Genomic DNA, 24,462 nt, shown 5'->3' on the forward strand with positions numbered 1-24,462 from the left:
GTGGCCAGTCTGGCGCGAGAGCAGGGCCCTCTTGAAGTGGGCTTCGGCAGCGTCCACCTGTGCAGCCGGTGCGCTCGGTGAAAACACATAGGAGGAGATCGCGACCAGCATGCTGTTCCAGAGCGTCCAGGATTGGCTCCGGCACGCGTTCGTTAACTGTGGCCGAGACAAGTGGCGCGGATTTGTTTCTGGTGCTTCAAGCACTCTGTATGGTGGAAGCACTATGAATTTGACCGAATTGTCCGGCGGTACCTGCTGGCTGCCCGGAAATGGGGATATATGTCGAAACTGAATGCTGTCCTCTTCAAAGGCTTCCGCGAATACGAGTCCAACAGAGCGAAGATGAACGATGCCATCATGGCTCTTCATGTTTCGAGACACTTAGCATTGGGCCGGCTCGAGACTCAGCCGTACTCGAATGAACTCGCTTCCACGTTGTTTCCGCTTACTCAAGACATTGGGCGGCTAAATCTCCCGGTTCATAAGATTCAGGAGGTTATTGAAGCGAGTGAGCGACACTTCGCCTACATGGCCATTCCGCACGTCCTGGCGGTGCATCACGAAGCTATCAAGAGCCTCCAACGGTTGTGGCTTGGTCAAGGTCAAAGCCAAGCGAAGCGGTTGGTGTCGAAAAGCCGTCCGCTGACGGATGAGATACTCGGTAAAGAGGAATTTGGTGAGACCCATACTAACCTGAAGATGCTGACGGGAGCCGATCTCCCGGACGATTTGTTGACCTTTATGGAAGTCGCTCGCCGTGTGCGAAATCGAATTATTCACGCTGGTGGAGTATCAGGTGGAAATTTGAACTCTGAACTGAGAAACGGGCTGAAATCCGGCTCGAAACTTTGGTCGGACTGGGCTGGTAGGCCTCTGGCGCTCGGCGCCAACAAAGAAGAACTCACCCTCGATGTTCAAGACGTTATCGCTGTGTTGGCAGGGAGTACAAAACTGGCTCGTCTCGCTTGTGCAGCTGTAGCGAAGCGTATTGATAACTCCGTATGGGCAGATGTGGCAGTCTTAGACTTCAAGGAACAGTCGCCGCGAGTGTATGGCCATGCCGACACCCGTGTCAGAGGCTTGCTCGGATTCTCGAGAACGTACTACTACGCAGTTAAATTGTCGAGATTTGAACTTGAAGACGCCATATCCCGGGAGCGGTCCACGCACAACAAGAAGTAAGACGGGCGCTCTGCCATTAAGCTACCAACCGGGGTTGACACGGGAATCGAACCCAGACCTCACCGTTCAGTGGATTTCCGAGTCTCGAACTCGCGGCCGCTCAGGCAGAAATCCTGCTTCTAAGTTACCACGTGGCGCCGTACGGCGCGGGCAGTCTGGCCAATCATTTCCCATTACTCGCGCCACTCACCGGCTCTCTTTTGCCTTTTGGTCCGGTCTACTTTGGACGCCAGAGGCAGCGGCTAGTAGGCACTGTTGGTGATGAGAGTAGCAGCGTCGCTACTCGTCGGATTCGGAGCATGCCGCTCCAAATTAACCGAAAAGCAAGAGATCATTCGACACCTTGCAGAGCGCGGTGATTCAGTTCGAATCAATCGGCCATACTTAAGCCATGCCACGACGAATGTTTGAGTCCGATTCCGACTCCCCTCAGGAAGCGTGGCGGAGAATCCGAGCCCTTCGTTCTAGCCCACCCGCTGGCATGCCGGCGTCGCGGCAGAAGTTGTTCACTAGTTCGTTGGAACAGGCGCAGCAGCAGTTTGAAGCGGCAGCGCACGTGGGATTCGAGTCCCGGGCCCTCAATCTTTATTACGGCGTGTCCCAGGCTGGCCGAGCCCTCGCCGCCGCTCTCACTCCTCAGAATGCGGGCAAGTCCCCGGAAGTCAGCGGACACGGTCTGAAGGTCGTCGACTTTCCCGCAGTTAAATGGAGGCCTACCTGCACGGGGTCTCCACCCGCAAGGTCAACGACCTGGTCAAGGCACTCGGTGCAGACACCGGGATCTCCAAGTCCGAAGTGTCCCGCATCTGCGAGGACCTGGACCACGAAGCCGGTGCGTTCCGGGACCGGGACCTGTCGGCCATGGGCTACCCGTATGTGTTCCTCGACGCCACCTACTGCAAAGCCCGCGTCGGGCACCGGGTCGTGTCCCAGGCGGTCGTGGTCGCCTTCGGTGTCGCCGCCGACGGGCGCCGGGAAGTCCTTGGCTTCGACGTCGGGGACAGCGAGAACGAGGGGTTCTGGACCGCGTTCCTGCGGTCGCTGAAGACCCGCGGGCTGGACGGCGTGAAGCTGGTCATCTCCGACGCCCGCACCGGACTGAAGAAAACCATCGGAACGGTCTTCCAGGGCGCGGCCTGGCAGCGCTGCCGGGTGCACTTCATGCGCAACGTGCTCTCGACAGTGCCCAAGGGATCCCAGGACATGGTCGCCTCGATCATCCGCACCGTCTTCGCCCAGCCCGACGCCGGGCACGTCAATACCCAGTTCGACGAGGTCACCCGCATGCTGGCCAAGTCCCATCCGAAGGTCGCCGCGATGCTCGATGACGCACGGGCTGACGTGCTCGCATTCGCCGGGTTCCCGGCGAAGCACTGGCGCCAAATCTGGTCAACAAACCCCATGGAGCGGGTGAATAAGGAGATCAAACGCCGCACCGATGTTGAATCGCACCGGGTTTGATGGAGGTATTGATTACCCGGAAGGATGATTCCTATGCCAGCACAACGAAAATATCCGATCGAGCTGCGTGAGCGTGCCACACGGATGGCGATCGATGCAAGAAAAGATCCCGCGACAAGGACCGGAGCATTCGGCCGGATCGGAGAGCAGCTCGGAGTCAATCCCGAAGCGCTGCGGACCTGGGTGAGCCGGGCCGAGGTCGACGAGGGCCTGCGTCCGGGAACGACGACGGCAGACGCGGACCGGATCACCGAACTCGAGCGTGAGGTCCGCGAGCTGCGCCGGGCGAACACGATCCTTAAGCAGGCCTCGGCTTGTCTATCGCGGCGGAGCTCGACCGCCCGTCGCGGTGATGTGCGCCTTCGTGGACAGGCACCGCGATGGGCACGGGGTCGAGCCGATCTGCAAGGCGCTGCAGATCGCCCCGAGCACTTACTACGCCCGGCGTTCCCGCCCGGAGTCTGCCAGGGCGGTCAGGGACCTGGAACTGGGAGAGAAGATCGAGAGCATCCACGCCGAAAACTACGGTGTCTACGGGGTCCGGAAGGTCCATAAGGAACTGGGCCGCCAAGTCATCGAGGTCGCGCGGTGCACCGTGGAGCGGCTGATGCGCCAGAAGGGCCTGCGCGGTATCTCCCGCGCCAAGGGGCCGCGCACGACGAAGCCGGCACCGGAAACAGGCAGACCCGCGGATCTGGTCGAACGCCGGTTCACCGCAAAGGAGCCCAACCGGCTGTGGGTCGCCGACATAACGTACGTCCGCACGTTCGCCGGCTGGGTCTACGCGGCGTTCGTCATCGATGTGTGTTCCCGCCGGGTGGTCGGCTGGCAGGTTGCCACGAGCCTCTACACCGATCTCGCACTGGACGCCCTGGAAATGGGGATCTGGGCCAGGACCCGCGACGGCGCCGACCTTACCGGCCTGGTCCATCATTCCGATTATGCCGGGGAAAACGTTAAGCCGAAGAAGGGCGGTGTGGCCCCGCGGTTCCGGGGAACGCCGGCTTGTTCCTCGGCTTATGATTTGGGTTTCGTTCGTCACTAGTGTGCCTCGTATCCATCTTCCTAGTGAAGGGAAAAGGTTATGGGCATGATGGTGAAGGAGATCGGTGTGGCGGTTGTCGCCGCATTGGAGGCTGCCGGCTACATGGGCTCGACGATTGGCCAGTATCGTAAGTCGATTCGGGTGTTGGAACGCCTGGCGCAGAAGCAGGGTGGTGTGTATACGCCCGGGTTGGGGGCTGAGTTCTCGGCGATGACGACGAGTCCGAGGACGGGCAAGTTCAGTGCGCAGCGTCGTTTTGATTACAGCAGATTGGTGAGCGTATTCGACTCCTACGTGTTCACCAGGACGGTGGTCCTTGTGGCCAGGAAACGTTCCGGGGGCGGGAATGGCCTGAAGTCGGGCGAGTTCATCACTCTGATGGCTGCCTGGTGTTACCGGTCGCGTTATTTGACGATGGGGCCGTCACGGTCCGTGGCGGCGGACGGGCATGAAAGCGCCCCGCCGGATGGTGACCGGCGGGGCGTTGATCGCCGTGCTGACGCGGCGGTGGTCATTGGTGACGGCGTGTTTTACTCGCTGTTCTCCGTGATCGCGGACTGGGCCGCGGAGAGGTCCACGATGGCCTTGCCCGCCGCGTAGGTCGCGATCAGGGCGGACACTGCGAGGTTGTTCACTGCCCGGGGGTAGCCGCGCGAGCCCTGGTGGATCGCGGCGACCGCGTCATCGGAGAACAGGGTGTCGGATCTGCCCGCGTATTTGAGGTGGTGGCGGATGTAGGCTGCGGTCTCGGTCAGATCCATTCCGGTGATCGCGAACCGGGTGGAAACCCGCTGGTCCAGGGCGGCCAGGACCGCGAGTTTGAGCCGCCGGCGCAGCGTGGGCTGGCCGATGAGCAGCAGCGCGAAGTGGGAGCCGGTATCTAGTCCGCTGTTCGTGAGCATTCGCAGCGCTTCCAGGTCGGTGTTCGCCAGCAGGTGGGCCTCGTCGATCACGACCACGGGCAGGCGGGCGCGTTCGTCCAGTTCCCCGGCGAGCAGGGACGCGGTCTGATGCGCCAGCACCCCGGAATAAAAGGCGGGCTGTCCGCCCAGGGCGGTGACGATCTGGGACTGGATCCCGCGCATCCCGACCGTGGGGTCCGCAACGTAGATCACCTGGTGCCGGGACGCCTCAAGCTGGGCCAGGGCCGCGCGCACGGCCACGGTCTTGCCGGCGCCGACTTCCCCGGTGATCACCCCCGTCTGGCGCTGGTCCACGCACCACTGGATCCGGGCGACCGCCTCGCGGTGCCCGGGGTGCGGGTGCAGCGCCTGCACCGGTATGGAGCGGCCGAAGGGCATGGCCGTGAAACCATAGTGCGTTTGCAGGTTCTCGATCACAGGGTCCCTCCCGCGGCCATGGCCGGGGCGCCGGTGGCAGCCATTTTCTCGAAGCTGATCGGGGCGCCTGTCATCGCGGTTTTGTGGCGGGTTTCGACCAGGCGCAGGTAATCGATGCCCGAGGCCGCGTTCTTCGCGCCGGTGTCGGCGTCTTTGGTGGCGTTGACGGCCTTGGGGTGGACATGGCGGCGGATCTCGAGCAGGACCGCTTCCCCTGCCGGGACGCCGCCGGCGGCGGTCACGGCGACCGGGCCGGTGAGATCGAACGGGTCATAGACCAGCTCGATGCGGGCACCGGCCAGGGACGGGTCGACCTGGTAGGTGTTGCCCTGCAGGGACACCGTCGCGGTTTTGGTGACCTTGCGGGTCGCGGACCAGCGGAACGCTTCGGCGATCACGTCCGGGTCCCGGCGGTCCGGGCGCCGGTTTTCCCAGCCGGCGTCCCACCGGGCCAACGGCGTCTGACCGGTGGTGGAGTGCACGGCGCGGTGGTAGACCATCTGCACCCAGGAGGTGAACAAGGCGTTCAGCTCCTCCAGCGAGGTGACCGCGCTGCCGGCAGGATCTTCCCCGGTGCCCGGAACGGGCGTCTGGACCGGGGCGTCGATCACGGTGATCTCGGAGAGGAACTGGGAGGTCACCGTATTGAACAGGCGTTCGATCTTGCCCCTGCCCTGGGGCCGGTAGGGCCTGGAATGGATCAGTTTCATGCCCAGCCTCGCGCAGATCCTGGCCAGGGACGCGTCGACAAAAGCACTGCCATTGTCCACGTAGACCGCGTCGGGGATTCCGTGGGTCTGCAGGGCCGGCCGCAGCGCCGCCGAGAGCCTCACGGCGTCTTCGGCGAACGCCCAGCGGGCCGCGGTGACCAACCGGGAATGATCATCCAGGAACGCGAAGAGGTAGGTTTTCCGGCCGCAGATCCGGGGCCCGTGCAGCCCGTCACCCACCCAGATTTCATTCGGGGCCGTCGCTTCGAACCGGCCCGTGGCCTGCGCCTGCGTGCCGGTGGGGATATCCAGGGTGCGGAAATGGCGCAGCAGCGTCGACTCCGACGGGGCGTCCCCGAGGGTCTCTGCCATGATCCGGCGGACCTGGGCCGCGGTGCGGTGCGGACGCTCAAGCTTCAGCGTCGCGGCCAGGGACAGCACGGTCGCCGGGGTCACCGGGCCGGCGGCCCTTTCCCGCGGCTTGAGCCCGTCGAACCCCTCACGCTGCCAGGCACCGATCCACCGGTCCAGGGTTTCGCGCGAGTAGCGCACGGGCTGCCCGTCCGGGCCGGTATGCTCGGCGGCGGCCAGGGCCCGGACCATGGGCCCGCGCTGGCGGCAGGTCAGGGTTTTGTCCGCGGCGCCGCGGATCAGCTGGTAGCGGAACAGGGCGGTCTTCTCCGCCCGGTCCTTCCGGGCCAGGGGCCCGCGCTTCGGTTTGGCGTCTGTCATGGGGACGCTGTCCTTTCAAAAGGCTCAGAATGCGATGGCCCCGGCCAGGTCAGCCGGAGCTTCCTTCACCCTTGCCGTCCCCGGCGGCCGGGGTAAGGGCCAATTCGTGTTGCCACCGTCCGGTGCTGAAGAAGAACGGGCCGGACGCGGCGAGCCCGGTGCTCTGCCACGGCAGCGCGGCGACGGCGAACCGGTCCGCGAGCACCGACGCGTATGCGGTGACCGCGGCCAGCGCCGCCCCTGCCGGGGTCCGGGCCGGGGCGGGCCAGAGCCCGGCAGGATCGGCCCCGTCGCGGTGGGCCAGTGCGGTGAAGGCGCGCAGGATCGGGCCGGCGGAGGCCGCGAAAGAGCGCAGCCAGCCGCGCACCGTGGACGCGGGCCGGCCCAGCCGGGCCGCGATCCTCCGGTGCCCGTGGCCCGCGGCGGTTTTGGCCTCGACGGCGGCGGCGATCACCGCCGCCTCATCGGCCCTTCGGGCCGCCAGTTCCACGCCCAGGAGCACATGGGTGCCCGAGCACCCGGCGCAGCGTCCGCGGCGCGGACGGTGGTTTTGCAGGTCCTGACCCATGCCGGTGCCATGGCGGATCCGGCGCTCCCGCGCCCACCCCCACGGGCGCAGCACACCCCGGCATCCCGGGCAGGCCAGACGTCCGGTCAGAAGATCCGACTCGACAGAGAAAGCATCATGATTTACCGTGAGCATCAGCGCGCCCTTTACGCGTCAGAACGGCCCGGCGTGGACCTTCGAAACCTCACGCCGGGCCGTTCGTCCTATCCGGTCATCGTCAGCCTGACGCCGCCAACGGCACTAAATCAAGACACCCCGGGGAAAACCTGCATCGTCACCGGCAAAGACGCCCCCACCGCCAAACCCTGCGACGCATAACACCTGGTCCGATGAGATGGAGCAACGGGGCCTGGCCGTGGCCACCCGCGGCTCTTACGGTCGCATGGCCCGCGATTACCTGGTCTATTTGGAGGCGGCCGGCGTTACGTCCTTGGATGTGGCCGGCAGCGCCAGCGTGTATGGATTCCTTGACTCGCTGCTAGGCAGGTGGGCGCAGTCAGCGATGTGGTCGGTGGCATCGAACTTTCGTCCCTTTTTGAAGTTCACGCGGCGCCGTGACCTGCTTGATGCCCTGGCCATGGCCAATCCCAGGCGCCACCATGGCATCGTGCCGACCCTCAGCGACGCTGATGAGCAGTTCGTTGTTCGCGCCTGCACTGAAGGGAAGGTTTCTGCACGGGACGCGGCGATCACGCTGCTGGCGCTGGTGCCGGGCCTGCGCGCGTGCGACATCATCGCCCTGCACCTGGGCGACATCGATTGGCGGGGTTCCACGATCGGGATCGTGCAGGCCAAGACCGGCAACCCGCTGACACTGCCGCTACTTCCCATGATCGCCGGGAAGCTGGCCGACTACGTCCTGAACGAGCGGCCGGCCTCAGGGGATGCACATGTATTTTTACGCTCGGTGGCCCCGCATGTGGCACTGGCAGAGCACGCATCAATCTACGTGGTGACGACGAAAACCTTCAGGGCGGCCGGGGTGAAGGACGTGAAGGCCGGGACCAGGGCCCTTCGCCATAACGCCGCCTCCAGACTCCTGCGCGCGGGAACGCCACTTCCAACGATATCGGCCGTGCTTGGCCACGCGAGCCAGGATTCCACGACCGTGTATTTGAGCATGGATGCAGAACACCTGCGCGCGTGCGTGCTCCCACTGCCACAAGGGGCCGTGAGATGAACGGGCACGGATTCACCAGCGCGTTCGCCCACGACCTTGACCGATACCTCGCATTCAAGGAAAGCATGGGCTTTCACGGGCAGTCTCGCGTCTGGTACCTGAGGGATTTTGACAAGTATTGCTCCGACCGTGGGCTGGAGTGTTTTGACCGGCCCACCGTTGAGGGGTGGGTCATCGCCAAGCGGTCACACCAGACAATCCCGCATTGGTCATGGATGTCCTACATCAGGGATTTTGGCCGATGGATTCGCATCAACGGCAACGAGAACGCGTACGTGCTTTCAGAGCAGTGGAAAGCCGGATTCATTCGCACCCAGCCTTACCTGCTGACGAGGGAGGAGGTCACGCTGTTCTTCCAAGCCGGCGCGCAGCTTCAAGTCGCATCGCCGTGGAAGTGGCAGGCCGTCGCGTTCTTCGCCCTGATGCACTCCTGCGGGCTCCGGACCTGCGAGGCCCGCCAGCTCACGACCAACGACGTGGACCTGACCGGCGGTTTCATCGACGTGCAATGGTCTAAAACCAACCGCAGCAGGCGTCTGCCCATCACCGGGCAGATCAGCGCCATCCTCGCCGACTGCGACCAGGCATCGCGGAACGCGGTCGGCAAGGAACGAGCCGCGTTCTTCGTCTCCGGCGCCGGCACCCCGGTGACACCGGCAGCCGTGGGGGTTGCATTCAACAGGATCTGGGACCTGGCCGGGCTGTCACGGGCCACTGCGGGCAAACGCCCGCGGCCCTATGACTTCCGCCATCACTTCGCTTACACGAACATCGAACGATGGATGGCCGGCGGCATCGACGTGGACTCAATGCTGCCGTACCTGTCCCGTTACATGGGCCACGCCTCACTGGATAGCACCTACTACTACATCCACACCTCCCCGGACTTCATGAACGCCTACGCCGGGATGGCCCGTGAAGGCCAGTGCCTGCTGCCAGAGGTGGGATTTGAATGAAACGCGACAAGAACGCGCTCCCGAACTTCTTCGGATACGCCAGAAACTACCTGCACGACTACATGCCCAAGGTCAGGGCGATGTCCCCGAAAACCGTCGAAGCGTACAGGATCTCCCTGGAATGCTACGTCGGCTACCTCGTCGCCGAAAAGGGCATCCAACGCAAGGACATCAGCTTCGATCATTTCGAAAGGACGTTCCTCAAGGACTGGATCGTCTGGCTGCGCGAGACAAAGAAATACCAGCCCAGGACCGTGAACCTGCGCCTGACTGCCATCAAGGCATTCCTGGCCTACGTCTCGCAGGAAGACCTCGGACTGGCCGCGCTCCATGAAGCCGCCAAAACATTGAAGGCACCACGCCAACCGAGAAAGCCCATCGAGTACCTTGAGGAAAAGGAAACAAGAGCGATCCTTGCCGCTTTTGACGGTTCAAGCGTGAAAACCCGCCGGAACCGGATGCTGCTCATACTCCTCTATGACACCGGTGCCCGCGTCAGCGAGATCACCGCCCTCACGCTCGGGAACCTGGCCCTGACGAAGCCGGCCCACCTGACGCTGACCGGCAAAAGGGACAAAAGCCGCCTCGTCCCGTTAGGCGATAAAACCGTTGAACACCTCAAGGTCTACCTCAATGAGTTCCACCCCAACCACAGCAGGCTGCCCGCGACCCGTCCGCTGTTCAACAGCCTCCACCTCGGAGTAGCGACGCCGCTCTCCGTGGACACCGTCTCGGCAGTACTCAAGAAAGCCGGAGACACCGCCAGGGACGCCTGCCCCTCAATCCCCGCCAAGCTCAATTGCCACATGCTGCGCAAAACAAAGGCCATGGACCTCTACAAACAAGGCATCCCGCTGCCCATCATCATGCAACTGCTCGGTCACGAAAGCATGAGCACCACCTCAGCGTTCTACGCGTTCGCCACCCTCGAGATGATGAAACAAGCCATGAACGCCGCCACCCCCGCCATCAGCCGGTCAGACGGGGAATGGCTCAGCGAGGAGAAACTGCAAATGCTCTATACCCTCAGATATCCCGCGAAACGCTAAGCCGAGGAACAAGCCGGCGTTCCCCGGAACCGCGGGGCCACACCGCCCTTCTTCGGCTTAACGTTTTCCCCGGCATAATCAGCATTAAGCCGAATTCGGCTTAACTCGGACCGAGGAGTGCAGTACCGTGCGATCCGCTACGCCCAGCGCCTGGAGGAAGCCGCCGCGGTGGCCTCTGTCGGTTCCAAGGGCGACTCGTATGACAATGCCCTTGCCGAGGCGTTCAACTCTCTGTTCAAGGCCGAACTCATCCGCAATAAGGGGCCGTGGACGGACATCAGCCAGCTCGAGGTCGCCGTGGCAGAATACATCGACTGGTTCAACCACCGGCGGCTCCATGGCGAGATCGGCCATTGTCCGCCTGTCGAATACGAACAGCTCCACGCCGGTCACCCGGCTGGGGAATTAGCCAAGATTTCCAACTAAAACACCCTCCACAAAACCCGGGGCTTGACGTAGTCCAGGAACGGGATGAACTCCTCCCATGCGTTGTCCCACAGGCGTACGATCGCCCCGTACTTCCTGCCCCAGCGCTCCGTGAGCTCCTCAAACGCGGCCCTGGCCGCCGTGGCGTTCACGGCCGTGTAGATGGGCTTCACGTCGCGTTTGAGCGCGTCCCAGTCCTTCTTCGAGGCCAGGCGGAAGGTGTTGCGGATCAGGTGAATGATGCAGGTCTGCACGGTCGTCAGCGGCCAGACGTTGGACACGACCTCGGGCAGGCCTTTGAGCCCGTCGCAGACCAGGAAGAAGGTTTCCTTGACCCCGCGGTTCTTGATGTCCGTGAGCACGCTCATCCAGAACTTCGCACCCTCCCCTCCGGTCCCGGCCCACAGGCCGAGAACGTCCTTCTCCCCCTCCAGGGTCACGCCGATAGCGGCGTAGACGGGCCGGTTGGCGAGACCGGCCGTCGCGGACCTTGACGACGATGGCGTCGATGAAGATCGCCGCGTAAACCTCATCCAGGGGCAGGTTCTGCCAGGCGGCCATTTCCTCGAGCACCCGGTCAGTGATGCGGGAAACGGTCTCCTTAGACACGGAGGCCCCGTAGATCTCGGCGAAATGGGCGCTGATCCCTCCCGTCGTCAGGCCCTTGGCATAGAGCGAAAGAACCATCTCATCGACCCCCGTCAGGCGGCGCTGGCGCTTCTTGACGATGACGGGCTGAAACGTACCGTCCCGGTCCCGCGGCACGTCGATGTCGACTGGTCCGGTTGTCTCCGTGAGTACCGTTTTGGCACGGGTGCCGTTGCGCGAGTTGGCGGTGTCCTTGGCATCGGTCTCGTGCTTTCCGTAGCCGAGGTGCTCGGTCATCTCCTCATCGAGCGCGGTCTCGATGACTGTCTTCGTCAGCATCTTCAGCACCCCGTCCGGACCTGTCAGGGACAGCCCCTGTTCCTTGGCCATCCGGACCAGCTCACGGGCCGCGTCGGCCTCGGAGGTCTCGTTCTTTTTCGCAGCGGTCGCCGTGTTTTTCACAGCATCCAGTGTCGCCATCATATCGGCTCCTTCCCGCCAGACTCACCGCCTGGCGTGTTGGGCCGGATACACCGTTATTTCCACAGTCCCGAATGGGTCGGGCCAAAACTGAGTTCATCAGCCGAAGTGTTCCAACTGACTGTCGTGAGGCGGGTGTCTCATTTCCAAGGAATTGAGACACCCCGGAGCTCGTGGGCCCGGGCGGGCTGTTGAACCGGTTGACGAAGAACGTCCTGGAGACCGCTTTGGAAGCGGAGATGGACGAGCATCTGGGATACGGCACACACGACGTGTCCAGGCGCGGGAGCGGGAACTCCTGCAACGGCACCCGCGCGAAGACCGTACTGACCGAGATCTGGCCGGTGGAGATAGACGTGCCGAGGGACACGGGCTCGACGTTCGATCCGCAGATCGTCAGGAAACGGCAGCGCCGGCTGACGGGCGTGGACGAGATCGTTCTGGTGGGCCATGTCAGTGCTCCTTTCAAGCAGTGGGCTGTGAATGACCACTGGTCGGGTTCGTGGAATCATCGCAGGGTGGAATTTTCGTGGTGAGCGGGGCGCCGGCTGTTGTTCAGGATCATTGGCAGCAGAGCTGCAGGTGAGGAGGCAATGGCGGCCGCATGCGACGCTTCCTTTGCCTCTCCGTACCCCCAGGGCGCGAAGATAGTGGAGATTCCGTGTTCGGCTGCTCCCGCGACATCATGACTTCGGTCTCCGACCATTGCCGGATTGGAGGTGTCGATGCCTTGGGATTCGAGGCGGAGCAGCAGTTCGGCAATGACTTCCGCCTTGGTGGCTCGTCCCTCGCTGTCGGATGCCCCGCATACGTTGATGAAGTGGCCTTCTATTCCAAACCGTCGCGCGAGTCGTACTGCTTGATCTTCCACTTTGGAGGTGGCCACAGCCATGGGAATACCGGCTGACTGTAGCTGCTCCAGCAGTTCGATGATTCCGTCGTAAAGGCTGGACTGCTCAGCGCCATGATCCGCGTACGCTTTGCGATAGTGTTGGAGGGCTCTTTGGGCGGTTGGTTCATCCAGCCCTGAGACTGTTCTGAAGGACTCGATCATCGGCGGCCCGACGAACCGGCGCAGTTCATCCGGTGACGGGACTGGGGCGCCTACAGCTGCCAGGGCTTGGGCAGCACTTGATGTAACACCGGGTGCTGAGTCGAGGAGCGTTCCGTCCATGTCGAACAGGACGCAGGTAGTGTCGATAAGCGTCGGGCGGGTTTGATGCGGAAGTATCATTTTTCTGGAGCTTTCGGTCTTGGGGTTGGTTCAGCTCGGGTTGTGCCCGGGGATTGATTGCTGTGAAGGGTGGGCATGGATCGAGTGAGTCTTGATCAGATAGACCAGAGGATCTTTGCGGAGCTCACGAAGAACGCACGCATAAGTCACGCTGAGCTGGCGACGAAGGTTTTGCTTTCACGGAATGCCGTGCGCCAGCGGATCGACCGGATGGAACGGCGAGGGTATATCCAGGGGTACACAGTTGTCTCCGGTGCACCCGGCCAGGGTCCCGTATCGGCCTTCCTGATGGTTTACAGGAAGGACCGCGTGCGGGGTTCGGACGTCATCACCGTTTTGGGGTCGATTCCGGAAGTGGTTTTGTGTGATGTCGTAAGCGGTGACTTTGATCTTTTGGTGAGAGTTGAGGCCCGGTCATTGGAGAGAATTCAGGAGATCTGGGAGCAGATCGCCGCGCTTCCGGGCGTCACGGACACTGTGACGGCAATGACGCTTTCCAGTGTCATCCGGCGTGGCGCCGGAGGAGTCGGCGTGACGGAGTGACTGATCAGACCGCGGACATGTCCGTGTCTTTGACGGGCAGTACGGCGGATTCAAGGAGCGACTGAGCTGCGGCCCGGTCCAGGAGGTTCCTGCTGGTGACGATGTCGAGAATGGTTGATCCGTTTTGGAGGGCCTCCTTGGCAACCGCTGCTGCGGCTGTGTAACCGATGGCCGGAATCAACGCTGTTGCAAGGCCTACGGAGGCTGCCGTCTGGCGGGCGAGGCGTTCGGTGTTCGCTTCGATGCCTTCCATGCAGTGTGTACGGAGAATGCGTGTTCCTTGTTCGAGCCATGAAATGCTCTGAAGAAGTACGTGGGCAATAACAGGTTCAAAGGCGTTGAGCTGGAGCTGGCCGTTGTCCGCCGCCATCGTTACTGTCGTGTCTGCTCCGGCGACCGCGAAGGCGATCTGGTTCATCGTCTCCGGAATCACTGGGTTGACCTTTCCCGGCATGATTGACGACCCGGCTTGACGGGGAGGCAGGATGATCTCACCAAAGCCATTCTGCGGTCCGCTGGACAGCAACCGGAGGTCACTGCTGATCTTGGACAGCTTTATCGCCGTCCGTTTCAGCATTCCCGACATGTGCATGAAAACGCCGACGTCGGACGTCGCCTCGACGAGGTCAGCGGCAGGAACGACCGGGACGCCGGAGACTTCGGACAGTGCCCGCAGTACAAGCTGCTGATATCCCGGTTCGGCGGTGATACCGGTGCCGATGGCGGTGGCGCCCAGACTGCACTCGAGCATTAGCCCTGTGGACTCCAGCAGCCTGGAGCGGTCTTCCTCCAACGTTGCGGCGAAGGCATTGAATTCCTGCCCGAGGGTCATCGGGACAGCGTCCTGAAGCTGGGTCCTGCCCATCTTCACGACGGCGGCGAATTCTGTGCCCTTGCTTCTGGCGGCTTCGGCAAGTTTGCCCAGTTCGTGGTTGAGTTCTGCGGTGGCGAAAATCAGGGCCAGCTTGATCGCGGTTGGATACGTATCGTTGGTGGATTGGCACCGGTTAACATGATCAATGGGATGCAGGTGCTCGTATTCTCCGCGGCGGTAGCCCAGTTTTTCCAGCGCAAGGTTCGCGATCACTTCGTTGGCATTCATGTTCGTGCTCGTGCCCGCTCCACCCTGAATGACGTCCACACAAAACTGCTCGTGGTGCTGTCCTTCCTGGATTTCCTGGCACGACTCGCGGATTGCGTGGGCTTGCGGAGGCGTGAGGACTCCGAGTTCGCAGTTGGCCTGGGCCGCGGCGTTCTTGATCATTGCCAAGGCGCGTACCAGGTGCGGGTGGCGGGAGACGGGAATGCCGCTGATGGTGAAGTTTTCCAACGCCCGGGCAGTGTGTGCTCCCCAGTAGGCAGCAGCCGGCACGGGAATGCTCCCGAGCGAATCAGTCTCGATGCGGGTGGTCATGGTTTTCCATTCTTTGTGTGGAATCGCTGCTTGGCGATGCTGATGCCGCTGCTCGGAGCGGAACTTGGAGGAGCGCAACGTCCAGCCGCGCCCCTCCAGGCCCTTAGTTCTTGATGCAGATGACCTTCGGCTGGGTCATCTCTTCATAGGCGAAATGGACGCCTTCCCTGCCCATGCTTCCGTATTTGGAACCTCCGAACGGCATGCCGTCGAAGCGGTAGTCCGAGGAATCGTTGATCATGACTCCGCCTGCTTCGAGCCGGCGGGCAGCGTCCATGGCGTTGCTCAGCGAGTCCGTGAAAATGCCTGCGTGGAGGCTGAACTCGATGGCATTCGCTACTTCGATGGCTTCCTCGAAGGTGTTGAAGGTATGGAGCATGACAACGGGTCCGAATACTTCTTCCTTCCACAGCCTGCTGTCCGACGGGACGGCTTCGAGTACGGTCGGCTGAAGCACATTGCCGTCCGCAACGTTGCCAGTGAGAAGTACTGCGCCGGCGCCGATGGCCTCATCCAGCTTGGCCTGGAGTTCGTTCAATGCGGCGGGGCTGATCATCGGCCCGACATCCGTCTGCTCGTCCGACGGGTCGCCGGCAACCAAGAGCGCCGTCGCTTCGAGGAAACGCTGGCGGAACTCGGCGTACAACGGTGTGGCTACGAGAATCCGCTGCACCCCCACGCAGTTCTGGCCGGCGGCCCAGAACGCTCCGGAGACGCAGGATTCCACGGCGTCGTCAAGGTCGGCGTCGTCCAGGACGATGACCGGCGCGTTTCCGCCAAGATCCATGGAAAGCTTTTTCAAGCCGGCGGCACGGGCGATGCTTTCACCGGTGGAGAACCCGCCGGTGAACGACACCATGCGTACGTCCCGGGACCTGATGATGGTTTCGGCCACGTCCCGGTCGCCGTGGACAACGGTGAGGACCTCTGGCGGGAGCCCGGCGTCCACGAGTGCGTCCGTGAGCAGTTGGGCCGACAGGGGAGTCAGGGCGGAGGGCTTGAGGATTACGGCGTTGCCGCCGGCGATGGCCGGGCCGATCTTGTGTGCCACCAGGTTGAGGGGGTCGTTGAAGGGCGTGATCGCTGCAATGATGCCCAGCGGTTCCCGCGAGTACCACCCGGTCCGGTCCTCCGAGCCCTCATACGAGTCAAAGGGGATGACTTCGCCGGCGTTCCTTCGTGCTTCGGCTGCGGACAGGCGGAGTGTGTTGACCGCGCGCAGCACTTCCTTCCGTGCCTGCCGGATGGTTTTCCCGGACTCGGCCACAATTGTCCGAGCGAACTCTTCGTTTCGTTGTTCGATGTCCGCCGCGGCGGCATCAAGAATTTTCCCGCGTGCGTTGCGGGACAAAGCCTGTGCCTTCCGTGCACCGGAGCGGGCCGCTTCGAGCACGGCTTCGCCGGCGGTGTTTTCGGTCAGCGGAACGGCGCCGACGACCCTGCCGTCGTAGGGGCTTGTCACTTCACGGAACTGCGGCAGCGCCGTTTCCGTGCGACACAGCGTGGACTCAGACATGGGCAGCTACTCCCGTCTTGGCCGCGTGCATGGCGATGATGTCAGAGAGCAGAGCGTAGGCGGTCTCCACGCGGCCGGCTCCCGGTCCCGAGACGGTGACGGGGCCCAGGAGGTCGGTGTCGAAAGAGACCGCGTTCGTCGCGCCGGAAACCCCGGCCAGCCCGTGGTCGAGGGGGAGCGCGACGGGGGTTACGCCTGCTGTTACGGTCCCGTCAGGGTTCCGCTGTGCTGAACCGACGAGCTTCCAGCGGCGTCCCGCCCGGGACGCCTTCTGGATATCTTCCGGTGTCACCGTCGAGATCCCCTGCCGCTGAACGTCCTTGAGTTCGATGCCGGCGTCGAGCAGCTCGTTGGCGAGAATCAGGACCTTGAGCTGGACGTCGTAGCCCTCGATGTCTGCTGCGGGGTTTGCCTCGGCGTAGCCGAGTTCCTGTGCCTCGCAAATGGCCGCTTCGAAGTCAAGGCCGGCTTCCATCCGCCCGAGCACGTAGTTGCTGGTGCCGTTGAGGATGCCTTCGAAACCGTTCAGCTTGAGGCCCGCGAACATCTTCTTGGCCAAACGGATCACCGGTGTGCCGCTCATGACGGCGCCTTCGAATTCGAAGTAGACGCCGTTCTGCTCGGCCAGTGAAGTCAGCTCGGCCCCGCGGAGAGCAACCGGGCCCTTGTTAGTGGTGCAGACGCTCTTGCCGGATTCGAGTGCCCACCGTACGTGGGACACGGCGGGCTCGCCGTCTTCGGGGTTCGTGTAGGTGGCCTCGCAGATGATGTCTGCTGTACAGGTGCGGATAACCGATTCGTTATTGGTGTCCGCGGATCCGCCGTATTCGACAAAGGTTTCGCTACCGCCGCCCAGGTTAAGGGCCATGGGGAGGTCAATACCTTCGGGCTGGACCAGGGATCCGAGGCGAAGGTCGGTGATGGCCACGACCCGCAGGCCAAAGCCCAGTTCGGAACGAAGTGCCTCGCCGCGTGTTGCGATCAGTTCGGCCAGGGTCCTGTTGACGCCGCCGAAGCCGATCAGCGCAATGTCATAGGTGGTCATGGTGCTCCTTCAATCAGTTACATCGGTCCTCCAATGTTGATGGCATTCCATGTCAGTTGCGGCATGTGATTGTGACCGAAGAACAGGGCGATTTGACCATCCGCATGCCGATTCGACATGCACCACCCCAAGTAACATGCGTGCAACATGTGCATGCTTAAATGTTTTTAATGACCAAATAGGCCTTTTCGTGTTATCTTCATCACTATCCCGTTGCGCGGCTGCCCCACTCTGTGGCCCCTCGACCCGGGGCATCACGCGCACCCTTTCGCTTCTGACCTGACCATCCACCTGGGAGACACCATGGAACCCTCATCGTCCGTCAAACTAGAACCACAGCCCACCGCCCCGCCGTCGACCGAATCCGGGCTCCGCCGGTCCATGGGGGCACGGCATCTGGTCATGATCGCCATGGGTGGCGTGATCGGCTCCGGACTCTTCCTGAGCTCGGGCTACACGATCTCCCAGGCCGGGCCGCTCGGTGCAGTCATCGCCTATCTGATCGGCTCCTTCGTGGTGTACCTGGTGATGGCATGCCTAGGTGAACTTGCTATCGCTTACCCAGTCTCAGGCGCCTTCCACATCTACGCCGCACGCTCGATAGGCCCCGCAACTGGTTTCACGACCGCCTGGCTTTACTGGCTCACCTGGGCTGTGGCGATCGGCTCGGAATTCACGGCAGCCGGCCTCCTCATGCAACGCTGGTTCCCCGGCATTGACGTGTGGGTCTGGTGTGTCATCTTCGCCGCAGTGCTTTTTGGCCTCAACGCTGTTTCGTCGAGGTTCTTCGGCGAATCGGAATTTTGGTTCGCCATCGTCAAGGTCGGCGCCATCATTGTCCTGATCGTGCTCGGCGGAGCTGCCCTCATTGGTTTCCACCCACTGAGCGGGACCGGGACGCACCCGTTCCTGTTTGAGAACTTCAACACCACCGGCGGTCTCTTCCCGAACGGCTTCACCGGTGTACTCGTCACCGCACTTGTAGTGTTCTACGCCTTCTCCGGATCCGAGCTCATCGGTGTCGCTGCAGGCGAAACGGCGGATCCTGCCACCAACATCCCGAAAGCAATGCGCAGCACCGTCGTGCGTCTGCTGATCTTCTTCGTCGGGGCCATCACGGTCATCGCCGCCACCGTCCCGTTTGACCAAGTCGGACTGGACCAAAGCCCGTTCGTCACAGTCTTCTCATCCATCGGCATTCCGTTCGCTGCCGACATCATGAACTTCGTCATCATCACCGCACTCCTCTCCGCCGGAAACAGCGGGCTCTTCTCCTGCGCCCGCATGCTGTACTCGCTCGCCGATGAGGGACATGCTCCCCGGGCGTTCCGGAAGCTGACCCGACGTGGCATCCCCATGGTCGCGCTCTCTGTGAGCATGGTCGGAGGCCTGGCTTCACTCATCAGCAGCGTCGTTGCACCCGAAACGGTGTACCTGGCCCTTGTCTCGGTGTCGGGCTTCGCCGTCGTCGGGGTCTGGATGTCCATCACTGCGTCCCATTTCTTCCACCGGAGGGCTTTCGTCAAGAACGGGGGCAACGTCGCCGCCCTTCCTTACAGGGCCCCATTGTTCCCGCTTGTGCCGATCCTGGCCTTCTCGCTCTGCTTCGTTTCGCTCATCGGTATCGCCTTTGATCCGACCCAGGTGGCTGCGCTCTACTTCGGCGTGCCTTTTGTTGGAGCCTGCTACGCCTTCTTTTACTTCAAATACGGGCGCAAGGCGCGCACAAGCCAACTGTTCTAACGCCATCATAATCAACCATCGTCTACTCAGCTTCGCGGCCGGGGACTTGGGTCCCCGGCCGCCACGCTGTCCAACGGATAACCCATGAATTCACGAGACCTGAATTAGCCCGTGCTCAGTTCGGTCCAGAACGCCGGCAGCTGGCTGGAAATTGACGCCGCCGCTTTCGAGTCAAACGTCCGGAAGCTACTGTCCATGATCGACGACCGGGCGCCCCTATGTGCGGTGGTCAAGTCCCATGCCTACGGACATGGAGCTGACCTTTTGCTCCCTTCCCTGGTTCGCCTAGGCGTTCCATTCGTCGGAGTAGGAAGTAACGAGGAGGCGGCCATCGCCCGTCGCTGCGGTTTGAGGGCCGGATCCTGCGTGTCCGTGCCGCGGCGCCGCAGGAGATCAAGGCAGGCCTGCGCCACGACATCGAAGAACTTGTTGCCGACCCGCAGAGCGCGTGGGAGATACACAGGATCGCTGCCGAGGCCGGGAAGGTGGTCCGCATTCCGCATCCACCTCGATATCAACTCTTCCGGGATCAGTAGGCACAGCCTCGACGTCTCATCAGCGCTTGGCCGCGCATCCGCGGTGGGGATCGTAAGCCACCAGGGGCTTCAACTGGCCGGGATCATGACGCACTTTCCCAAGGACGACAACAGCCATATCGAAACGACTCTTCTCCGTTTTCAAAGCCATGCGATGACCCTGCTTCAACTCACCGGTACTCCCCGGGAGGGAGTACTGCTCCACTGTGCCAATTCCTATGCGGCGCTGCACGTACCCGGCTCCTGGCTGGACATGGTCCGTGCCGGGGTGGTCCTCTACGGCGATTCGGATCCGACAGCGGGGCAGTTTCAACGGTGCCTGACCTTCAAGGCCCGGATCGCCTCCGTCAACAGCTATGCCGCCGGCAGCAGGGTCGGCTACGGGCTCACGCGCACCCTGGAGCGGGACTCCAGGCTGGCGTCGGTGACTGCAGGCTACGGCGACGGCTACCGGCGGGCGCTGGCACGCTAGGGCAACGTGCTTGTCCGCGGCCGCCGTGCCGCCATCGTCGACCTTGTCTCAATGAATTCCATGGTCGCCGACGTCACCGACATAGCGGACGTCTCTCCCGGGGACGAAGTCGTGCTTTTCGGGCGGCAGGGAAGCGCAGAAATCACCCCCGCAGAGCTGGAAACAGCGAACTCGGCAATCCTTGCGGACCTCTACACCGTGTGGGCGGGAGGACACCGCGTCCTGGCCACCAATGAAGGCATGTGAGAATAGGCGTGGCTATCGGGTGGAAGGGGCATTGAGAGTGGATTCTTCCTCGGAATCGTCGTCCATGACACAAGGACTTCGGATTGTGCGGCTGGTCGCGGACCGGGAAAAGTGGGGCAGGCGGCTTCTGGGCGTTTCGCAGCTGGCCTCCGAGCTGGACATGGAACAAAGCCGGGTATCCCGGTTGACACGGGAATTGTGTGATCTGGGACTGCTGGAACGTGTCGAGCGGGGTCCGTTTCGAACGGGCCCGCGATTCTTCACTCTGGCGGCCTCGCTTAACACCGGCTGGGTCCGCGAAGCACGAACCGAGCTTGAGGCTTTGGTGGCCGCGCTCGGCCTCAGATGCAGGGTCTCCGTCCGTGACGGCTTCCGCGTCATTCTCCTGCGGTCGTCCACCAACGATGTACTCCCCGGCAGCTTCGTGAAGCCCGGCATGGTGACGCCCGTATGGTGCACCGGATCGGGCCGGGCACTGCTGTGGGACCACGGGCAGGCAACCATTGAAGACCTGCTCAGCGATGTCAACTTCATCGGTGTCGGCGGCCCGGGCGCGGCCCATTCGCCGGCTGAAGTCTGCGAACTGATGGAGAGGGACAGGCCCCGCGGCTTCGTCGTGGCAGCCGAAGAATTCGAGCACGGCATCTACGAACTGGCCGTTCCCGTCCGCAACCTGGAGGGAACCATTCTTGCCTCGCTCAGCGTCCTGGGTGCCAGGGCCGAGATCGAACCCAGGGCCAAGGACATCGCCAAGGCCCTGACGGAAGCCGCCGAACGGCTCGGGTCCTGCGACTCCAGTACGCGGGACAATGCCGCTAAGAAGGGCGTTCCCAGCTAGACCTGCTGCTGGGGAAGCGAATGACCAAGCGCCGACTCAAGCCACTTTCCCCACGACACAAGAGCCGCGGCGCAGAGCTCGCGCCGCGGCTCCAGGCGTGTTTTGGGACCTACGACCTGCAGCGCAGCCACCACGTCGCCCTTGAAATCCCGGATCGGAACGGCCAGGGAATATAGGCCGGGCTCGGCTTCCTCATCGACGATGGAGTACCCCCGCGCCCGCGCGTCACGCAGCCGTGTCAGGAAGTCCCCGACGTCCACAGGCGTGTTGGGGCCATGGCGAACGAATGCAGCGGCAGCGAAAACGGTTCGGACTTCGGTGTCCGACGCCTCCCACAGCAGTGCCTGGCCGGCATCACTGCAGTAGGCAGGGTAGGGCCGGCCCAGCCAGGAACCGACCATATTGCTGCTTGCCGGAACGCGTTCGCCGATGGTCACCGTACTGTCCCCGCTCAGCACTCCCAGGAAGCATCCTTCGTCCGTCTCGCTGGCAAGGCCTTCCAGGGCAGTTACACCGTCGGTCTGCAGCCGTTGCTCTGTCAACAGTTGGGCGTCCGTAAAGAGCGACCAGTTCAGCGTGTAGGACCGCTGCTCTCTGCGTTCCAGAAAGCCTTCCTGTTGCGCTCCTCGCAGACTCCGCGAAACCTGGCTGCGGTCTTTGCCCAGATCGGCTGCTATGTCAGCGACTGTTCCGCCGGGAAGGCCTTCTGCATGGCGGGAGCCAACCGCAAGGACGGCCATGATGCCGCGCCCCATGCTGGATGTCCTAGACATGAATCCCATTCTAGCCGCCGGACGGGCCCTTCCTAGTGGATGGCAAAGACCCGGGCAGGAAAGCCGCTGCCCTGCAGAGGCTTCGGCCATGTCGCGACGAGGGCAGCACCATTTTCGGGAAGTCCATCCAGGTTCGCCAATAGCTCGATCTGCCAGCGGTTCTTCGCCAGAACGTATGTCTCCAGGCTGAAATCCTGACGGGAAGTAGCCAGTCCCGGATCCGTGTCCATCTGTTCATGACCGACAGCCGCAACCGACCGCTGTTCAATCAGGAAGGTGAGAACTCCCTGCGACCAGCCCGGCGTGTGGCTGACGCCCTCGCCGTCCCTGTTCGCCATGGCGTCCGCGTCAGGCCAGCGCCGGCTCCACCCGGTCCGCAAGGCCACAAAGGAGCCTTCCGGGACGGCGCCGTTGCGGCTCTCCCAAGCTTGAACGTCTTCCACCGTGGGGCTGGCATCGGCATCAGAGCTGACCCGATCGGTGATGTCCAGTACCACCAGCGGAAGGACCATGTCCTCCACCGGAATCTGGTCCAACGTCCGCCCCCCGCGGATGAAGTGCGAGGGGGGATCAACATGCGTTCCCCATTGCCCAATGATCGAATAACGGTGAGCGGTGAAACCGTCGCCTTTCTCCAGGTCGTACACAGCCTCCCTGATCTCGTCCGGGAAGGCCGTGAAATGCGGTTGACCAGGGTGGAAAGCATGCGTCAGATCGGTAAATGTCCTTCCGGCAAGTAGCGGCTGGAGACCGTCCCAAAGTCCGGTCGTGGTGGTTTCACTCATGATGCGCCCTCGTTCTCGTAGACTGCCGCCAGCGCAGTGCTGGAGACGCTGACGGGGCCGGACAGTTCGATGACTGGCACTTCCCAGGGATGGATTTCCAGAATGCGATGCATGAACCGGTCCACTGCTGCGTCATCCAGGGCCGCGTTGAAATACGTTGTGAAGACAAAGGTCGGCGAAATGGTCCGCTGGCCCACCTGACCCAGCGTGGGGTTGGCCCCCTCCGTCACGGTAAATCCTTCGAAACCCAAACCAGACTCAAAGACGTGCCTGTAGTTTCCGAAATCCCCCAATTCCGGAGATGCTGCCAAAGCTTGGAACAGGGCCGCGATGCCCTGGTCATCCTGAAACGCCTCGGCTTCACCTTTGGCGAGCCGAGCGAAAATCTCTGACGCTATGGGCCAATGCACGCGCAGCTTACGTACTGACTTCATCTGAATGTTCAAGGGGATGCCTCTTCCTTGCGGTTCTCGCAGATTGCTTGACTGCCATCGTGACATATAGTGATGATCATTACAAGCATCTAAAAATGCGTATTAAGATCAACTTGGAGAACTGAACAATGCCCCGTAACACAACGCTGTCCCGCATGCTGAACGCCGGTGCAAACCTAGTGGCCGACGGTGCACTCGCCACTGAGCTTGAAGCGCGCGGCTGCGATCTGGAAGACCCCCTGTGGTCGGCCAAAGTCCTTTTGGAACAGCCGGACTTGATCCGGCAGGTACATCGCGATTACTTCCGCGCCGGCGCCGCAGTCGCCATCACGGCGAGCTATCAGGCCACCCCCCAAGGATTTGTGCAGCGCGGTATTGGCGAGGCAAAAGCTTTGGAGTTGGTGGCGTTGAGTGCGCGCCTGGCCGACGAGGCGCGGCGCGAGCACTTGGCCGAAAAGCCGGATGCTGGCCCGTTGCTGATTGCCGGGTCTGTGGGCCCCTATGGCGCCTACCTCGCGGACGGATCGGAATACCGGGGCGACTACATCCTCGGAAGGAGCGAGTTCATGGAGTTCCACCGGCCCCGGATTGCGGCGTTGGTGGAGGCCGGAGTCGATTTTCTGGCGTGTGAGACGCTGCCTTCATTTTCGGAGGCCGAGGCCTTATTGGCCCTAGTGGAAGAATTCGACGTCGAATCCTGGTTCTCCTTCACCCTCCGGGATGGTGGGCATATCAGTGACGGTACGCCCCTGGCCGACGTCGCCGGGCTCTGTGGAGCGCACCCGTACGTGGCAGCCATAGGTGTGAATTGTGTGCCGTTGGAGTTGGTCTCTCCATCCCTTGAGGCCCTGCGTAAAGCCACCCGCACGCCACTGATCGCGTATCCGAATTCGGGCGAATGTTATGACCCGGTTAGTAAGACGTGGGGGCCGGTCGTGGCGGTGGACGGCGCCGCGGAATCCGGTGGCAAACAGCCTCCAAGCCTTGCGGAAGGGACCGCCACCTGGCGTGAACTTGGTGCCCAGCTTGTTGGAGGGTGCTGCCGGACGACACCGCGGGATATTGCTGCCGTGGCCAGGCTGTCAGCGAATCGCTAGGGGGACCGTCTCCCGGCCGGGCCGCGGTCAAGCACCGGGGGTTTCCCGCGGCTGACGGGTGCGCTAAAT

Annotated in this window: 22 protein-coding genes, 6 pseudogenes and 1 other annotated feature; of the genes and pseudogenes, 17 read left to right on the forward strand and 11 right to left on the reverse strand. The window is 62.6% G+C overall.

The window, feature by feature from the left end; translation table 11 throughout:
- Positions 1–279 precede the first annotated feature (279 nt).
- The 6 genes and pseudogenes from ACQCSY_RS18625 to ACQCSY_RS18650 all read left to right on the forward strand — a co-directional run bounded on the left by ACQCSY_RS18625 (position 280) and on the right by ACQCSY_RS18650 (position 4,288).
- A complete protein-coding gene (locus tag ACQCSY_RS18625) occupies positions 280–1,182 on the forward strand; it encodes a hypothetical protein (protein WP_427131089.1) in 903 nt (300 codons plus the stop codon).
- 481 nt (positions 1,183–1,663) lie between these two features.
- A pseudogene (locus ACQCSY_RS18630) lies at positions 1,664–1,852 on the forward strand (YaaC family protein); the annotation flags it as partial.
- 35 nt (positions 1,853–1,887) lie between these two features.
- Positions 1,888–2,625: pseudogene (locus ACQCSY_RS18635) on the forward strand (IS256 family transposase); the annotation flags it as partial.
- 51 nt (positions 2,626–2,676) lie between these two features.
- Positions 2,677–2,922: pseudogene (locus ACQCSY_RS18640) on the forward strand (transposase); the annotation flags it as partial.
- Positions 2,923–2,954: 32 nt separating this feature from the next.
- Positions 2,955–3,070, forward strand: a sequence feature (AL1L pseudoknot).
- Complete coding sequence (locus ACQCSY_RS18645; protein WP_427131090.1) at positions 2,996–3,688, forward strand: IS3 family transposase; 693 nt, start codon at positions 2,996–2,998, stop codon at positions 3,686–3,688. (Overlaps the previous feature by 75 nt.)
- 45 nt (positions 3,689–3,733) lie before the next feature.
- Entirely contained in the window at positions 3,734–4,288 is a 555-nt protein-coding gene (locus ACQCSY_RS18650; protein ID WP_427131092.1) for a hypothetical protein, read from the forward strand.
- On the opposite strand, the gene ACQCSY_RS18655 is transcribed toward ACQCSY_RS18650, so the two are convergent.
- The 3 genes from ACQCSY_RS18655 to ACQCSY_RS18665 are packed head-to-tail and all read right to left on the reverse strand — an operon-like array spanning position 4,219 to position 7,092.
- Entirely contained in the window at positions 4,219–5,028 is an 810-nt protein-coding gene (locus ACQCSY_RS18655; RefSeq protein WP_427131094.1) for an ExeA family protein, read from the reverse strand. The two genes, ACQCSY_RS18650 and ACQCSY_RS18655, sit on opposite strands and share 70 nt — an antisense overlap.
- Positions 5,025–6,470: a DDE-type integrase/transposase/recombinase gene (locus tag ACQCSY_RS18660; protein WP_427131096.1), complete on the reverse strand. Its 1,446-nt coding sequence runs from the start codon at positions 6,468–6,470 to the stop codon at positions 5,025–5,027. The genes ACQCSY_RS18655 and ACQCSY_RS18660 overlap by 4 nt, the downstream gene beginning before the upstream one ends.
- 49 nt (positions 6,471–6,519) lie before the next feature.
- A complete protein-coding gene (locus ACQCSY_RS18665; protein ID WP_427131098.1) occupies positions 6,520–7,092 on the reverse strand; it encodes a hypothetical protein in 573 nt (190 codons plus the stop codon).
- Positions 7,093–7,155: 63 nt separating this feature from the next.
- Here ACQCSY_RS18665 and ACQCSY_RS18670 point away from each other — a divergent pair, with 63 nt between their 5' ends.
- The 5 genes from ACQCSY_RS18670 (at position 7,156) to ACQCSY_RS18690 (ending at position 10,649) form a co-directional block, all read left to right on the forward strand.
- Positions 7,156–7,356 (forward strand): hypothetical protein, encoded by a 201-nt coding sequence (locus tag ACQCSY_RS18670; protein WP_427131100.1) that lies wholly within the window; start codon positions 7,156–7,158, stop codon positions 7,354–7,356.
- A 64-nt stretch (positions 7,357–7,420) separates the two neighbouring features.
- Positions 7,421–8,218, forward strand: a complete 798-nt coding sequence (locus ACQCSY_RS18675) for a tyrosine-type recombinase/integrase (RefSeq protein ID WP_427131102.1) — start codon at positions 7,421–7,423, stop codon at positions 8,216–8,218.
- Positions 8,215–9,174 carry a tyrosine-type recombinase/integrase gene (locus ACQCSY_RS18680; RefSeq protein WP_427131104.1) on the forward strand — a complete coding sequence of 320 codons (960 nt, stop codon included), beginning with the start codon at positions 8,215–8,217 and terminating at the stop codon, positions 9,172–9,174. The genes ACQCSY_RS18675 and ACQCSY_RS18680 overlap by 4 nt, the downstream gene beginning before the upstream one ends.
- A complete protein-coding gene (locus ACQCSY_RS18685) occupies positions 9,171–10,223 on the forward strand; it encodes a tyrosine-type recombinase/integrase (protein ID WP_427131105.1) in 1,053 nt (350 codons plus the stop codon). Before ACQCSY_RS18680 ends, ACQCSY_RS18685 begins: the two co-directional genes overlap by 4 nt.
- 117 nt (positions 10,224–10,340) lie before the next feature.
- Entirely contained in the window at positions 10,341–10,649 is a 309-nt protein-coding gene (locus tag ACQCSY_RS18690; protein WP_427131107.1) for an integrase core domain-containing protein, read from the forward strand.
- Positions 10,650–10,678: 29 nt separating this feature from the next.
- On the opposite strand, the pseudogene ACQCSY_RS18695 reads toward ACQCSY_RS18690, so the two are convergent.
- Positions 10,679–11,720 (reverse strand): annotated as a pseudogene (locus ACQCSY_RS18695) (IS256 family transposase); the annotation flags it as partial.
- Positions 11,721–11,887: 167 nt separating this feature from the next.
- Between ACQCSY_RS18695 and ACQCSY_RS18700 the strand changes: the two are divergent.
- Positions 11,888–12,190 (forward strand): annotated as a pseudogene (locus tag ACQCSY_RS18700) (transposase); the annotation flags it as partial.
- A gap of 35 nt (positions 12,191–12,225) precedes the next feature.
- Here the strand turns inward: ACQCSY_RS18700 and ACQCSY_RS18705 are convergent.
- Positions 12,226–12,951 carry an HAD hydrolase-like protein gene (locus ACQCSY_RS18705; RefSeq protein WP_427131109.1) on the reverse strand — a complete coding sequence of 242 codons (726 nt, stop codon included), beginning with the start codon at positions 12,949–12,951 and terminating at the stop codon, positions 12,226–12,228.
- A 75-nt stretch (positions 12,952–13,026) separates the two neighbouring features.
- Here ACQCSY_RS18705 and ACQCSY_RS18710 point away from each other — a divergent pair, with 75 nt between their 5' ends.
- Positions 13,027–13,494, forward strand: a complete 468-nt coding sequence (locus ACQCSY_RS18710; RefSeq protein ID WP_427131111.1) for an Lrp/AsnC family transcriptional regulator — start codon at positions 13,027–13,029, stop codon at positions 13,492–13,494.
- Positions 13,495–13,498: 4 nt separating this feature from the next.
- Here ACQCSY_RS18710 and ACQCSY_RS18715 read toward each other — a convergent pair whose 3' ends face one another.
- The 3 genes from ACQCSY_RS18715 to ACQCSY_RS18725 all read right to left on the reverse strand — a co-directional run bounded on the left by ACQCSY_RS18715 (position 13,499) and on the right by ACQCSY_RS18725 (position 17,469).
- Positions 13,499–14,908: an aspartate ammonia-lyase gene (locus tag ACQCSY_RS18715; RefSeq protein ID WP_427131113.1), complete on the reverse strand. Its 1,410-nt coding sequence runs from the start codon at positions 14,906–14,908 to the stop codon at positions 13,499–13,501.
- Between the two features lie 103 nt (positions 14,909–15,011).
- Complete coding sequence (locus ACQCSY_RS18720; RefSeq protein WP_427131115.1) at positions 15,012–16,424, reverse strand: aldehyde dehydrogenase family protein; 1,413 nt, start codon at positions 16,422–16,424, stop codon at positions 15,012–15,014.
- Positions 16,417–17,469: a homoserine dehydrogenase gene (locus tag ACQCSY_RS18725; protein ID WP_427131117.1), complete on the reverse strand. Its 1,053-nt coding sequence runs from the start codon at positions 17,467–17,469 to the stop codon at positions 16,417–16,419. The genes ACQCSY_RS18720 and ACQCSY_RS18725 overlap by 8 nt, the downstream gene beginning before the upstream one ends.
- Positions 17,470–17,772: 303 nt before the next feature.
- Between ACQCSY_RS18725 and ACQCSY_RS18730 the strand changes: the two genes are divergently transcribed.
- From ACQCSY_RS18730 to ACQCSY_RS18740, 3 genes and pseudogenes are all read left to right on the forward strand, one after another.
- On the forward strand, positions 17,773–19,212 hold the full coding sequence (locus ACQCSY_RS18730; protein WP_427131119.1) for an amino acid permease: 1,440 nt from the start codon (positions 17,773–17,775) through the stop codon (positions 19,210–19,212).
- Positions 19,213–19,323: 111 nt separating this feature from the next.
- A pseudogene (locus tag ACQCSY_RS18735) lies at positions 19,324–20,466 on the forward strand (alanine racemase C-terminal domain-containing protein).
- A 37-nt stretch (positions 20,467–20,503) separates the two neighbouring features.
- Complete coding sequence (locus ACQCSY_RS18740; RefSeq protein WP_427131121.1) at positions 20,504–21,304, forward strand: IclR family transcriptional regulator; 801 nt, start codon at positions 20,504–20,506, stop codon at positions 21,302–21,304.
- On the opposite strand, the gene ACQCSY_RS18745 is transcribed toward ACQCSY_RS18740, so the two are convergent.
- Genes ACQCSY_RS18745 through ACQCSY_RS18755 form a run of 3 tightly spaced genes read right to left on the reverse strand, consistent with a single transcriptional unit; the run spans position 21,301 to position 23,308 of the window.
- Entirely contained in the window at positions 21,301–22,077 is a 777-nt protein-coding gene (locus ACQCSY_RS18745; protein ID WP_427131123.1) for an IclR family transcriptional regulator, read from the reverse strand. The two genes, ACQCSY_RS18740 and ACQCSY_RS18745, sit on opposite strands and share 4 nt — an antisense overlap.
- A 32-nt stretch (positions 22,078–22,109) precedes the next feature.
- Positions 22,110–22,862 carry a cyclase family protein gene (locus tag ACQCSY_RS18750; RefSeq protein WP_427131124.1) on the reverse strand — a complete coding sequence of 251 codons (753 nt, stop codon included), beginning with the start codon at positions 22,860–22,862 and terminating at the stop codon, positions 22,110–22,112.
- Entirely contained in the window at positions 22,859–23,308 is a 450-nt protein-coding gene (locus ACQCSY_RS18755) for a hypothetical protein (RefSeq protein ID WP_427131126.1), read from the reverse strand. The genes ACQCSY_RS18750 and ACQCSY_RS18755 overlap by 4 nt, the downstream gene beginning before the upstream one ends.
- 116 nt (positions 23,309–23,424) lie before the next feature.
- Here ACQCSY_RS18755 and mmuM point away from each other — a divergent pair, with 116 nt between their 5' ends.
- Complete coding sequence (gene mmuM, locus ACQCSY_RS18760; RefSeq protein WP_427131128.1) at positions 23,425–24,393, forward strand: homocysteine S-methyltransferase; 969 nt, start codon at positions 23,425–23,427, stop codon at positions 24,391–24,393.
- Positions 24,394–24,462 lie beyond the last annotated feature (69 nt).

The sequence above is a fragment of the Pseudarthrobacter sp. S9 genome (assembly GCF_050156545.1).
Taxonomy (GTDB): domain Bacteria; phylum Actinomycetota; class Actinomycetes; order Actinomycetales; family Micrococcaceae; genus Arthrobacter.